The sequence below is a fragment of the Actinomadura rubteroloni genome (genome assembly GCF_002911665.1).
In the GTDB taxonomy this organism is placed as follows: Bacteria; Actinomycetota; Actinomycetes; order Streptosporangiales; family Streptosporangiaceae; genus Spirillospora; species Spirillospora rubteroloni.
The window spans coordinates 20,370-33,044 of sequence record NZ_MTBP01000002.1; the positions used below are offsets into that span (position 1 = coordinate 20,370).

The 12,675-nt window shown below is 75.8% G+C and carries 11 protein-coding genes; 4 read left to right on the forward strand and 7 right to left on the reverse strand.

What is annotated here, in order from left to right:
• Positions 1-7: 7 nt before the first annotated feature.
• The gene (locus BTM25_RS11530) at positions 8-1,069 is read left to right on the forward strand and encodes a phosphotransferase family protein (protein ID WP_235828372.1); all 1,062 of its coding nucleotides are present in this window, start codon (positions 8-10) and stop codon (positions 1,067-1,069) included.
• Between the two features lie 3 nt (positions 1,070-1,072).
• On the opposite strand, the gene BTM25_RS29955 is transcribed toward BTM25_RS11530, so the two are convergent.
• From BTM25_RS29955 to BTM25_RS11545, 4 genes are read right to left on the reverse strand one after another with little or no spacing between them, the layout of a single operon-like run.
• Complete coding sequence (locus tag BTM25_RS29955; protein ID WP_205648082.1) at positions 1,073-1,303, reverse strand: phosphopantetheine-binding protein; 231 nt, start codon at positions 1,301-1,303, stop codon at positions 1,073-1,075.
• 9 nt (positions 1,304-1,312) lie between these two features.
• Positions 1,313-1,957 carry an isochorismatase family protein gene (locus BTM25_RS11535; protein WP_205648083.1) on the reverse strand — a complete coding sequence of 215 codons (645 nt, stop codon included), beginning with the start codon at positions 1,955-1,957 and terminating at the stop codon, positions 1,313-1,315.
• Positions 1,958-1,968: 11 nt separating this feature from the next.
• Positions 1,969-3,564, reverse strand: a complete 1,596-nt coding sequence (locus tag BTM25_RS11540; protein WP_103562920.1) for a (2,3-dihydroxybenzoyl)adenylate synthase — start codon at positions 3,562-3,564, stop codon at positions 1,969-1,971.
• A gap of 23 nt (positions 3,565-3,587) precedes the next feature.
• Positions 3,588-4,358 carry a 2,3-dihydro-2,3-dihydroxybenzoate dehydrogenase gene (locus tag BTM25_RS11545; RefSeq protein WP_103562921.1) on the reverse strand — a complete coding sequence of 257 codons (771 nt, stop codon included), beginning with the start codon at positions 4,356-4,358 and terminating at the stop codon, positions 3,588-3,590.
• 132 nt (positions 4,359-4,490) lie between these two features.
• On the opposite strand from BTM25_RS11545, the gene BTM25_RS11550 reads away from it, so the two are divergent.
• Genes BTM25_RS11550 through BTM25_RS11560 form a run of 3 tightly spaced genes read left to right on the forward strand, consistent with a single transcriptional unit; the run spans position 4,491 to position 8,543 of the window.
• On the forward strand, positions 4,491-6,644 hold the full coding sequence (locus BTM25_RS11550; RefSeq protein ID WP_103562922.1) for an iron chelate uptake ABC transporter family permease subunit: 2,154 nt from the start codon (positions 4,491-4,493) through the stop codon (positions 6,642-6,644).
• A 19-nt stretch (positions 6,645-6,663) separates the two neighbouring features.
• Entirely contained in the window at positions 6,664-7,440 is a 777-nt protein-coding gene (locus BTM25_RS11555) for an ABC transporter ATP-binding protein (protein WP_103562923.1), read from the forward strand.
• A complete protein-coding gene (locus BTM25_RS11560; RefSeq protein ID WP_103562924.1) occupies positions 7,437-8,543 on the forward strand; it encodes an alpha/beta hydrolase in 1,107 nt (368 codons plus the stop codon). Before BTM25_RS11555 ends, BTM25_RS11560 begins: the two co-directional genes overlap by 4 nt.
• A 16-nt stretch (positions 8,544-8,559) precedes the next feature.
• Here BTM25_RS11560 and BTM25_RS11565 read toward each other — a convergent pair whose 3' ends face one another.
• The 3 genes from BTM25_RS11565 to BTM25_RS11575 all read right to left on the reverse strand — a co-directional run bounded on the left by BTM25_RS11565 (position 8,560) and on the right by BTM25_RS11575 (position 12,647).
• Positions 8,560-10,284 (reverse strand): GMC oxidoreductase, encoded by a 1,725-nt coding sequence (locus tag BTM25_RS11565; protein ID WP_103562925.1) that lies wholly within the window; start codon positions 10,282-10,284, stop codon positions 8,560-8,562.
• Positions 10,285-10,458: 174 nt separating this feature from the next.
• Positions 10,459-11,766, reverse strand: a complete 1,308-nt coding sequence (locus tag BTM25_RS11570) for a lysine N(6)-hydroxylase/L-ornithine N(5)-oxygenase family protein (RefSeq protein WP_103562926.1) — start codon at positions 11,764-11,766, stop codon at positions 10,459-10,461.
• 41 nt (positions 11,767-11,807) lie between these two features.
• Positions 11,808-12,647, reverse strand: coding sequence for a siderophore-interacting protein (locus BTM25_RS11575; protein ID WP_103562927.1), 840 nt, complete (start codon positions 12,645-12,647; stop codon positions 11,808-11,810).
• Positions 12,648-12,675: the final 28 nt, after the last annotated feature.

The following is a 12,675-nucleotide window of genomic DNA, read 5'->3' on the forward strand; positions in this document are numbered from 1 at the left end:
GAACCCGGTGCCCGAGGGAATCGACCCGGAACTCGTCGACTTCGACGTCCTGGCCGCATGGATGGACGGGCGCGGCCTGCCCGGCGGGCCGTTCGAGGACGTCGCGCCGCTCACCGGCGGGACCCAGAACGTCCTCGTCCGGTTCCGGCGCGGCGGCGGCGACTACGTGCTGCGGCGCGGCCCCCGGCACCTGCGCGCCCGGACCAACGAGGTGCTGCGCCGCGAGGCGCGCGTGCTGACCGCGCTGAACGACACCGACGTGCCCGCGCCGCGCCTCATCGCCGCGTGCCCGGACGAGACGGTCATGAACGGCGCGGTGTTCTACCTGATGACGCCGGTGGACGGGTTCAACGCCTCGGTGACGCTGCCCGAGCCGCACGCGTCCGACCCGAAGGTCCGGCGGGAGATGGGCCTGAACGCGGCCCGCGCGCTCGCCGCGCTCGGCTCGGTGGACCACGAGGCCGCCGGGCTCGGCGACTACGGCCGTCCGGACGGGTTCCTGGAGCGGCAGGTCGGCCGGTGGACGGCGGAGCTGGAGTCCTACTCCGAGCTGGACGGCTACCCCGGCCCGGAGATCCCCGGCTTCGCCCACGTCGCGCGGTGGCTGGAGGACAACCGTCCCACGACGTGGCGGCCGGGCGTCATGCACGGCGACTACCACCTGGCGAACCTGATGTACTCCCCCGCCGGACCGGACGTCGCCGCGATCGTGGACTGGGAGATGTCCACGATCGGCGACCCGCTGGTGGACCTCGGCTGGCTGCTGGCGACCTGGCCCGGCGAGGACGACGAGAGCGCGCTGCTGGCCGGCCCGCTCGGCGCGGCGGGCGGGCTCCCGGCGCCGGACGAGCTGGTCGCCGCGTACGCCGAGCGGCCCGCCGCGACCGCCGGGCGGGACCTGTCGGCGATCACCTGGTACGCGGCGTTCGCCTGCTTCAAGCTCGGGATCGTCCTGGAGGGCACGCACGCGCGGGCGTGCGCGGGCAAGGCGTCCAAGAGCACCGGCGACCTGCTGCACGCGATCACGCTCGGGCTGTTCCGCCGGGCGCACGCGTTCATCGCGGCCTGATGGTCACTCCCGCGCGCCGGTGAGGACGGCGTGCCAGCCAGCGAGCGTCGGGATCTCGGCGAGTTCGGCGAACCCGACGGCGGCGCCGTCGGCCCGCCAGCGCTCGATCAGCATCATGACGCGGATGGAGTCCAGGCCCGCGTCCATGAGGTCGCCCTCGGGCTCCAGTTCGGCGGCGTCGACGCCGAGCACGGCGGCGACCTCGGCCCGCAGGCCGTCCAGGGTGATGTCCATCGGTTCTCCTCAGCGGGCGGGGACGGCGGCGAGCGCGCGGACGAGCGGAGCGGTCGCGGTGACGACCGCGCAGCGGCGCGCGGCGAACGACACGGCCGCGCGGTGGTCGGCGGCGGAGAAGTCGGCGAGCGCGTCGGCGACGAAGAACGGCTGGACGTCGCGCATGAACGCCTCCACGGCCGTCGCCTGGCAGCCGATGTGAGCGTAGACGCCGGTGACGATGAGCTGGTCGCGCCCGCGCGGAAGCAGCAGGTCGGCGAGGTCGGTGCGCAGGAAAGCGCTGTAGCGCCACTTGGTGAGGAGAATGTCGCCGTCCTGCGGGGCGAGGGCGTCCACGATGGCGGGCTCGCGGGCGGCGGCGCCGACCCCGGCGCCCCAGAAGTCGAGCTGGAGGCCGCGCTGGTCGGGGGTCTGGCCGCCGGGCTGCGCGGTGTAGACGACCGGGACGCCCGCCGCGCGGGCCGCCCGGCGCAGCGCGTCGATGTTCGCGATCAGCGTCGGGATCGGGTCGCCGGCGAAGGCGTCCAGGAAGTAGTTCTGCATGTCGTGGACGAGCAGGACGGCGCGCCGGGGGTCGGGGCGCCAGCCCACGCGGGGCGGCGGGATCTCGTCCGCGCCCGGCATCGGGTAGGGGGCGATCTCGGGCAGGGCCACGGGGGTTCTCCTCAGCGGGTGGTCAGGCCGGCCCGCAGGGCGGCGCGCAGGTCGCGGCGGCTGGTCTTGCCGACGCCGGTGGACGGGAACACCGCGACGGGCACGACGCGGTCGGGGATCTTGTAGTCGGCCAGGCCCCGGCCGCGCAGGAACGCGCGCACGGCGGCGAGGGTCGGCGGGTCGCCGACGGGGACGAGGAACGCGCAGGTCCGCTCGCCGAGCACCGGGTCGGGGACGGCCACGACGGCGGCGTCGTGGACGGCGGGGTGGGCGAGCAGGTGGTTCTCGACCTCTTCGGCGGCGATCTTCTCGCCGCCCCGGTTGATCTGGTCCTTGGCGCGTCCCTCCACGACGAGGTTCCCGTCCGGGGTGCGGCGGACGAGATCACCGGTGCGGTAATAACCGTCGGCGGTGAACGCGCGGGTGTTGTGCTCGGGCGATCGGTAGTAGCCCCGAATCGTGTAGGGGCCGCGCGTGAGCAGGTGCCCGACGGTGCCGGACGGGACGTCGCGGTCGTCGTCGTCCACGACGCGGACCTCGTCGGCGGGCGAGATCGGACGGCCCTGCGTCGCGACGCGGACGTCCTCGGGATCGCCGGGCCGCGTGTAGTTGACGAGCCCCTCCGCCATCCCGAACACCTGCTGGACCTCGCAGCCGAGCACCGGCCCGACGCGGGCGGCGGCCTCGGCGGCGAACTTGGCCCCGCCGACCTGGAGGACCTCCAGGCTGGACAGGTCGTGGCGGGTCGCGGGCGCGGCGGCGAGCCAGACGAGCGCGAGCGGCGGCACGAGCCCGGTGATCGTGACGCGCTCGCGTTCGATGAGCGGGAACGCGACGTCCGGGCTCGGCAGCGGCGCGAAGACGACCTTCGCCCCGGCGGTGAGCGCGCCGAGCACGCCCGGCGAGCTGAGCGCGAAGTTGTGCGCGGCGGGCAGCGCGCACAGGTAGGCGCTGCCCGGGGTGAGGCCGCAGATCTCGGCGCTGGCACGGCAACTGTAGAGGTAGTCGTCGTGGGTGCGCGGGATCAGCTTCGGCGTGCCGGTGGTGCCGCCGGAGAGCTGCATCAGCGCGACGTCGGACGGGTCGGGGCCGGGCAACTCGACCGGTTCGGCGGGCACCTCGGCGTAGGGGACGAACTCCTCGGCGTCCCCCACCACGACGACGTTGCGCGCTCCGACCTCGCGGGCGAGGGCGCGGTGGTCGAACCCGGCGTGCCGGTCGGGGATCACGTAGGCGGCGGCCTCGGTGTGGTCGAGGAAGTGCCCGATCTCGGCGCGGCGGTGCGCGGGCAGCGCGAACACCGGGATCGCGCCGAGCCGCAGCAGCCCGAACACGACCTCGGCGAACTCCGGGACGTTCGGGAGCTGCACGACGACGCGGTCGCGGGGCGCGACGCCGAGCGCGCGCAGCCCGGCGGCGGCGCGGTCGGCGCGGCGGTCCAGCTCGGCGTAGGTCCAGCGGTGGTCGCCGCCGACGACGGCCGTCCGTCCGGCGTGGCGGGACGCGACCGAGCGCAGCAGCGCGCCGAACGTCTCGCCGCGCCAGTATCCGGCGGCGCGGTAGTGCGCGGCGGCGTCGGCGGGCCACGGCACGGCTCCGGGGAGCATCGGGGTCTCCTTCTTCCGGGCGGTCAGCGCAGGGACGCGCCGCCGTCCACGTACAGGTCGTGCAGGGTGATGTGGCGGGCGCGGTCGGAGGCGAGGAACACCACGGCGTCGGCGACGTCGGCGGGGTCGGCGATCCGGCCGAGCGGGATCCCGGTGCGGTGCTCGGCGAGGTCGCCGCGCACGGCCGCGCGCTCCCCGGCGGCGGGGTCGGGCCACAGGTCGCGCTGCATCGCGGTGCCGGTCGAGCCGGGCGAGACGACGTTGCAGCGGATGCCGTGCGCGGCCAGTTCCAGGCCGAGGCACTTGGTGAACTGGACGGCGGCGGCCTTGGCTGCGGCGTAGGCGGCGATGCGGGCGCGGGGGACCCGCGCCGCGTTGGAGCCGACCGTGACGATCGCTCCGGCACGGCGCGGGACCATGCGGCGCGCGACCGCGCGGGACGCCAGCAGCACGCCGGTGGCGTTGACCGCGAACGTCGCGGCCCAGTCGGCGTCGGCGAGGTCCAGGACGGGCGCGGGCCGCAGGATTCCGGCGGTGTTGACGAGCACGCCGAGCGGCCCGAGGTCGCGTTCGGCGCGGTCCACGGCGGCCTCGACGGCGGCGGGGTCGGCGACGTCGGCGGGCAGGGCCAGCGCGGGGCCGGGCAGGTCCGCGGCGGTCCGCTCGGCGGCGTCGGCGTCGCGGTCGAGCGCGGCGACGGACGCGCCCGCCGCCGCGAGGGCGCGGGCGACGGCCGCGCCTATCCCGCCGCCCGCGCCGGTCACCAGGGCGGTCGTGCCGTCGATGCCGTCCACACGACCCCCTCGATCGAAAGTTAGGAATGCCTTACCTAAGTTCCCGAATCGGGCCGGTGCCGTCAAGTCCGGACTCCGGGTGACGGTGATCACGCACGGCCGGGCGTCATCAGTTAGGTTAGCCTTGCCTTCATGTCTCCCCCGTCCGCCGTCTCCGCCGCGCCGCGCGCCGCCGCCGGTCCGGCGTCCCCGCGCCCCCGCGCCGGGCGCGTCCTCGGCCCGCTGGCCGTGCTCGGCGCGGCCGTCGCGCTGCTGGCGGTCGCGTCGCTGTTCGTCGGCGGCGGCGCCACCCCGCCCGGACGCGTCCTGGACTTCCTGCTGGACCGGCACGGCGCACGCGCCGACGGCGACCTGCGCACGGTCGTGACGACGCTGCGCGTCCCGCGCACGCTCGCCGGGCTCGCGGTCGGCGCGGCGCTCGGCCTGGCCGGCGCGCTGTTGCAGGCCGCCACGCGCAACCCGCTCGCCGAGACCGGGCTGCTCGGCGTGAACGGCGGCGCGGCGCTCGGCGTCGTCACCGGGCTGACGTTCTTCGGGGCGGGGTCGGGCGCGGGCTACCTGCCGTGGGCGCTCGGCGGGGCGCTGGCCGCGAGCGTGCTCGTCCTGCTGGTGGCGGGCGCCGGACGGACGGGCGCGTCGCCGCTGCGGCTCGTCCTGGCCGGGGCGGCGATCACCACGAGCGCGTCCGGGGCGATCAACCTCATCGTCCTCGGGACGGGCAGGACCTACGACGAGTACCGGTTCTGGGTGCTCGGCTCGCTCGCCGGCGTCACCGCGCACGCCCTGCTCGGCGTGCTGCCCGTGCTCGCGGTCGGCGCCGTCCTGGCCGTGCCCGCCGTGCGCCCGCTCGCGGCCCTCGCGCTCGGCGACGACACCGCCCGCGCGCTCGGCCACCGGCCCGGCGCGACCCGCGTGCTCGTCGCCGTCGCCGTGACGCTGCTGGCCGCCGGATCCGTCGCGCTCGCCGGGCCGCTGACGTTCCTCGGCCTCGTCGCGGGCTACGCCGCGCGGCGCCTGGCCGGGCCGCGCACCGGCGGCCAGCTCGCCGCCGCCGCGCTCACCGGCGCGGCCGTCCTGCTGGCCGCCGACCTGGCCGCCCGCGTCGTCATCAAGCCGTACGAGACGTCCGTCGCGCTGGTGCTGGCGGTGTTCGGAGCTCCGCTGCTGATCCTGCTCGTCCGGTCCCGGAACGTGCTGCTGTTCGGCGCGCCCGCCGCGCCGGACGCCGGACGCGGCCGGGAGCACGCCCGGCCGGGCGTGCCGCGTCCCGACGACAGCCTGGTGCTGCGCGCCGGGAACCGGTCGGTGCTCGTCCCGCGCCGGGGCGCGCTCGCCGCGCTCGGGCTCGGCGCGCTCGCCGCGCTCGTCCTCGCCGGGTGCGCGGTGTTCGGTTCGACCGTGCTGTCGCCCGGGGAGGCTCTGCGGGCCCTGCTCGGGGACGCTCCGCCCGGCGACGTCCTCATGGTCCGGGAGTTCGGGCTGCCGCGGATCGCCGTCGCGATGCTCGTCGGCGGCGCGCTCGGCGTCGCGGGCTGCCTCACCCAGACGATGGCCCGCAACCGGCTCGCCTCCCCCGACTTCCTCGGCGTCAACGAGGGCGCGACGCTCGCCGTCCTGCTGACGCTGATCGGCGGCGGAACGCTCGGCGCGTGGTGGGCCGGGCCGCTCGGCGGGCTGCTGGCCGCCGCGCTCGTCCTGCTCGTCGCGGGTGGGACGGGCACCGGCGGCCACCGCGTCCTCGTCACCGGGTTCGCCGTCGCGGCCGTGCTGCGCGCGCTCGTCGAACTGCTGCTCGCCCGCAAGGACCTGGACTTCGCCTACGCGATGTTCGCCTGGAGCGTCGGCAGCCTCAACGGCCGCGACTACGCGTCCGCCGGGCCGCTGTGCGCCGGGCTGGCCGTGCTGCTGCCGCTCGCGCTGCTCGCCGGACGGCGGCTGGCGCTCCTGCGGTTCGGCCCGGACGTCGCGGGCGTGCTCGGCTCCGACGCCCGCCGCACCCGGCTGCTCGCGCTCGTCGTCGCCGCCTGCCTGGCCGGGCTCGCGGTCGGGGTGGGCGGGCCGATCGGGTTCGTCGCGCTCAGCGCCCCCGTCGTCGCGACCTGGATCAGCGGGCCCGCGCGGGTGCCGCTGGTCGCGTCCGGGCTGGCCGGGGCCGTGTTCGTCGCGCTCGCCGACACGTTCGGCCGGGTCGCGGGCGGGGAGTCGGAGATCCCCGTCGGCGCCGTCGCCGGGCTGGTGGCCGGGCCGTTCCTGTTGACCGTCCTGCTGCGCGAGCGGCGGGGCTGAACCGCTGGAGGACAACGTCGTGGAACTCGTGCTGGAGGGCGTCCGGGCGGGCTATCCCGGGCTCGTCGCCGTGGACGGCGTCGACCTGCGCGTCCCGCCCGGCCAGGTCGTGGCGATCGTCGGGCCCAACGGCTGCGGGAAGTCGACGCTGCTGCGGTCGGTCGCGCGCGTCCACCGGCCCCTCGCCGGGCGGATCACCGTCGGCGGCGCGGACCTGTGGGCGCTGCGGCCCCGGCAGGCCGCGCACCGCGTCACGCTGCTCCCCCAGCATCCGGTCGCGCCCGAGGGCGTCACGGTCGCCGGGCTCGTCGCCTACGGCCGCCACCCGCACCAGGGCCTGTTCCGGCAGTGGTCGGCCGAGGACGAGCGCGTCGTCGCCGACGCGATGGACGCGACCGGCGTCGCCGCCCTCGCCGGACGCCGCGTGGACCGGCTGTCGGGCGGGCAGCGGCAGCGCTGCTGGCTCGCGATGGTCCTCGCGCAGCAGACGCCCGTCACGCTGCTGGACGAGCCGACGAGCGCACTCGACCTCGGCCACCAGGTCGAGGTGCTGGACCTCGTGCGGTCGGTCGCGCGCGACGGCCGGACGATCGTCATGGTCCTGCACGACATCGCCGCCGCCGCCCGGTACGCCGACCTGCTCGTCGCGCTGCGCGACGGCCGGATCGTCGCCGCCGGGCCGCCGCGCGACGTGGTGGACGCCGGGCTCGTCCGGACGCTCTACGGCATCGAGGCGGACGTGCTCGCGGCGCCCGGCGACGGGGCCCCGGTGATCGTCCCGGCGGCGACGGCGTGAGCGCGCCCGCGCCCGCGCAGACCGAGCCGTTCCGGCCGCTGGAGGCCGTGGCGGCGCCGCCACCGGTCGATCCCGTCCGGTCGCCGGTCGTGCGCGACCTCGGGGACGGCACGCATCTCGTGACGTTCGCCTGGCGCGGCGCGGCCGAGCGGGTTCTCGTGCTGGTCAACACGGTGTCGGAGGGGCATCGCGGGGATCTGGCACCCATCCTCATGGACCGCGTGCCGGGGTCGGATCTGTGGCACCGGACGTTCCGCTGCCCGTCCGACCTGCGCGCCACCTACCAGTTCCACCCGTGCGACGGGCCGCTTGACGCCGCCGACGACGCGGCGTGGGCGCGGGTGCGGCGCGCGGCGGTGCCCGATCCGCTCAACCCGCACCGGCTGCCGTCGTGGATCCCCGGCGCGGTGACGTCGCTGCTGGAGCTGCCGGGCGCGCCGCCGCAGCCATGGCGCGACCCGCGTCCGGGCGTCCCGGGGGGTTCACTGCGCACCCTGGACGTCGCCGGACGGACCGTCCACGCCTACCTGCCGCCCGGCGACGGGCCCGCCGACCTGCTCGTCCTGCTGGACGGGGAACTGTGGTCCGGGCTCGTCCCGATCGCGCCGACACTGGACAATCTGCTCGCCGACGGGCGGATCGGGCCGACGCTGGCGCTGCTGCCCGAGTCCGGCGGCTCCCGCGACGCCGACCTCGGCGGCCCCGCCCACGCCCGGTTCCTCGCCGAGGACCTGCCCGCGCTCGCCGCGCGGCTGCGCACGCCGACCGGACGGCGGACGATCGCCGGGCAGAGCCTCGGCGGGTACGCCGCCGCTGCCGCCGCGCTCCGGCACCCGGACGCCTTCGGGACCGTCATCGCCCAGTCCGGCGCGTTCTGGACCGACGGCGAGGCGCTGACGGCCGCGTACGCGGCGAGCCCCCGGCAGCCCGTCCGGTTCCGGCTCCAGGTCGGGACGCACGAGTGGCGGCTGCGGCCCGCCGTCCGCCGGTTCCACGCCGTCCTGCGCGACCGGGGCTACGACGCGGACCTCGCCGAGTACACCGGCGGGCACGACCTCGCCTGCTGGCGGGGCGGGCTCGCCGAAGCGCTCGCCCGCCCCTGACGCGTCAGGCCGTACGTCAGGCCGTGCGCGTCGGGCCGAGCCGCAGGACCGCCGGGGCGGACGCGGGCACGGCCGGGCTGTGCGGCGCCACCGGCTCCAGCCGCTGGTAGCCGTCGCCGAGAGCGGGACGCGGGTCCTGCTCGCCCTTGTTCGGCCAGAACGCCATCGCCCGCTCGGCCTGCGCGGTGATCGTCAGCGACGGGTTCACGCCCAGGTTCGCGGTGACCGACGACCCGTCCACGATGTGCAGGCCCGCGTGCCCGAACACGCGGTGGTAGGGGTCCACGACGCCGGACTTCGGGGACTCGCCGATGACGCAGCCGCCGATGAAGTGCGCGGTCGTCGGGATGTCGAACAGGTCGAACCAGGTGCCGCCCGCCGTCGCGTCCAGCTCGTCGGCGAGCTTGCGGACGGCGTCGTGCGCGACCGGGATCCACTTGGGGTTGGGCTCGCCCTCGCCGTTGCGCGCGATGAGCCGCCGTCCGAACAGCCCGCGCTTCTCGCCGACCGTGATCGAGTTGTCGGCGGTCTGCATGACGAGCGCGATGACCGTGCGCTTCGCCCAGTCCTTCAGCGACAGGCCGCGGATGATCGTGCCGGGCTGCCGCACCGCCGCGCCGAAGAACTTCAGCCAGCGCGGCTTCCCGCCGCCGTCGATGAGCAGCGTCCGGATGACGCCCATCGCGTTCTGCCCGGCGCCGTAGCGGGTCGGCTCGATGTGGGTCTTGTCGTCGGGGTGGAACGAGGAGGTGATCGCGAGGCCCGCGCTGTGGTCGGCGTCACCCTTGCGGTGCCAGCCGGACATCCGCTCGACCCCGAGCAGCGCCTCGGAGTTGGTGCGGGTCAGCTCGCCGAGCCGGGGCGACAGCTCGGGGAGGTTCCCGGCGTCGCGCATCCGGTGCAGGAGGCGCTGCGTCCCGTACGTCCCGGCGGCGAAGACGACCTGCCCGGCGGTGTACCGCTTCTTCCCGAACGGCAGGACGCCGCCCCGCGCGGTGTCGATGTCGTAGCCGCCGCCCGCGCGCGGCGTCACCGCCGTGACGGTGGTGTCCGGGATGACCTGGACGCCCGCCTTCTCGGCGAGGTAGAGGTAGTTCTTGACGAGCGTGTTCTTCGCGCCGACGCGGCACCCGACCATGCAGGAGCCGCACGCGGTGCAGCTCGTCCGCTCCGGGCCGGCGCCGCCGAAGTAGGGGTCGGCGGCCTTCTTGCCGGGCTCGCCGTCGCCGAAGAACACCCCGACCGGCGTCGCGTGGTAGGTGTCGCCGACGCCCATCTGCTTGGCGACGCGCTCCATCGCCTCGTCGGCGGGCGTGACGATCGGGTTGGTGACGACCCCGAGCATGCGCTTGGCCTGGTCGTAGAACGGCTCCAGCTCGGCCTGCCAGTCGGTGATGTGGCCCCACTGGCGGTCGGTGAAGAACGGGCGCGGCGGCTGGTAGAGCGTGTTGGCGTAGACGAGCGAGCCGCCGCCGACCCCGGCGCCGGCGAGGACGAGCACGCCCGCCTCGCCCCGGACGAGGTGGACGCGCTGGATCCCGCGCAGCCCGAGCCGCGGCGCCCACAGGTACTTGCGGACCCGCCAGTTCGTCTTCGGCAGGTTGTCCTCGGTGTAGCGGCGGCCGGCCTCCAGGACCGCGACGCGGTACCCCTTCTCGGCCAGCCGCAGTGCCGAGACGCTGCCGCCGAAACCCGAACCGATCACGATGACGTCGAAGTCCGTCTCGGACGTTCCGGTCATTGGCCACCTCTACCTCGTCGTCAGGAAAGCCTTTCGACTATGGGGAGAACGGACAGCGACCGCAAGATATCCGGCCGTGCAATCGGAGCCCCGCGTTGTCAGGGACGTGATAAAACACGAGCCCGGAGCGAGGTCGTCCGCCGATCCGGCCGCTGTCCGCTTCCGGCCACGGGGTCAGGTGGCGGCGACCTCCTCGGCGGGGCGGGCCGCGTCCCGGTCCGCGCGGAGCACCGACGCCAGGATCTCACCCGCCCGGACCGCCGCGTTCGACAGCAGCGACGAAGTGATTCCGTGCGTGTGCTCAGTGCCGCCCTGGAGATAGAGGCCCGCCGTCACGCCGGGCTCGGTCGCGACGCGGTAGTCGCGTTCCACCCGGACGCGGCCGAGGTCGTCGCGCAGGCACAGTCCGGCGGCCGGGCCGAGCAGCGCGAGCGCGTCGAACGGACGGTACCCGGTGGCGCACACGACGACGTCGGAGTCCAGCACCGCGCGCTCCCCCGTGGGCAGGAACTCGCAGGTCGTGCGGGCGCCGCCGGGGATCTCGCGGATGTCGAGGACGGCCGTCGCATTGCGGATCCGTAGCCGTTCCCGTCCTTGCACCTTCTCCTGGTAGGCGCGCCGGTACAGCTCCTCGATGAGGTCGAGGTCCACGACGGAGTAGTTGGTGCCCCGGTGGTAGTCGAACAGGCGCCGCTTCACCTCCTCGGGCGCGCCGTGGAACAGGTCGACGGCGTCGGGGTCGAAGATCCGGTTCGCGAACGGGCTGTCGTCGGCCGGGCTGTAGCCGTAGCGGGCGAACACCGAGGTGACCTCGGCGTCGGGGAACGTCCGGTGCAGGTGGTCGGTGACCTCGGCGGCGCTCTGGCCCGCGCCGACGACCGTCCAGCTCCCGGTCGGCCCGGTGTGCTCGGCGAGCCGGGTCAGCAGCGTCTGGTTGTGCCAGATCCGGGCCGATTGCTCGACGCCGTCGGGCATGCACGGTTGCAGGCCGCCGCTGACGACGACGTCGCGGGCGCGGACCGTCCGGCCGCCGGACAGCGCGACGTCGAACGCGGCGACCTCGCCGCGGCCGTCGGGGACGGGCGCGATGCCCGTGACCTCGCTGTCGTAGGCGACGTGGTGGGCGAGCCGCGCAGCGGCCCAGTCGAAGTAGTCGTGGAATTCGACGCGCGTCGGGAAGAAGGTCTTGTGGTTGATGAAGTCGACCAGCCGGCCCCGGTCCCGCAGATACGCCAGGAACGAGAAGTCGCTCCCCGGGTTCCGCATCGTGACGAGGTCCTTGAGGAACGACACCTGGAGGGTCGCGCCCTCGATGAGCATTCCCCGGTGCCAGCCGAAGCGGGGCTGGCGTTCGGCGAACAGGGCGGTGATGCGGCGGCCGGGCGGGGCGGCGGCGTTGTGCTCCTCGATCGCGACGGCGAGGGCGAGGTTGGCGGGGCCGAAGCCCACGCCGACGAGATCGTAGGTTCCCTCTCGGGACACGGCGGCTCCTTCGGGTGCGGGACGGGCGGTGGACGGGCTGGTCACGCGCGGGCGGCGGCCTCCTCCCGGCCCGCCGCGTAGTAGTCCGCGTCGCGGTCGTTGTCGTGCGCGTCGTGGTAGGCGGTCTCGGTGAGGCCGCGCTTCCAGTAGCCGATCGCGAGGACCCGGCCGCGCGGGACGCCGCGCTCCTCGCGGACGTAGGAGCGGATCGCGCGGACCGACGCGGACTCGCCCGCGATCCAGGCGAAGACGTCGCCGTCCGGCCAGGGCAGCGCGCGGACGGCCTCGGCGAGCGCGCCCGGCCCGGCGCCGTCGCCGAACAGCCAGGTCAGCTCGACGCCGGGCGGCGGCATGAGGTGCTGCACCTCGGCCGGGCCGGGCACCTCCACGACGACCTGGCCGCGCGTCCCGGCGGGCAGGTTCTCGATCATCGCGGCGATGGCGGGCAGGGCCGTCTGGTCGCCCGCGATGACGTAGTGGTCGGCCGGGCCGAGGACGCGCCCGCCCGGCCCGAGCGCGCCGACGACGTCGCCGGGCCGGGCCGCCGCCGCCCACCGGGACGCGGCGCCGTCGTCCCCGTGCAGGACGAAGTCGACGTCGACCTCCCCGGCGGCGGGGTCGTGGCGGCGGACGGTGTAGGTCCGCATGACGGGACGGCGGTCGGCGGGCGGCCAGACCGGGCGTCCGTCGGCTCCGGCGGCCGGCCACTGCGGATCGGGGTCCCCCGGCGGCGGGAACAGCAGCTTGACGTTCGGGCCCGTCCCGAACCCGGCGAGTTCGGGCCCCCCGAGGGTGATGCGGCGCATCCGGGGGGTGAGCGCGGCGGCGCGCAGGACGGTCAGCACGCGCAGCCCCGGCACGCGGTCGGACGGAACGGACATGGCGGTCTCCTCGATCGACGGTTCGGTG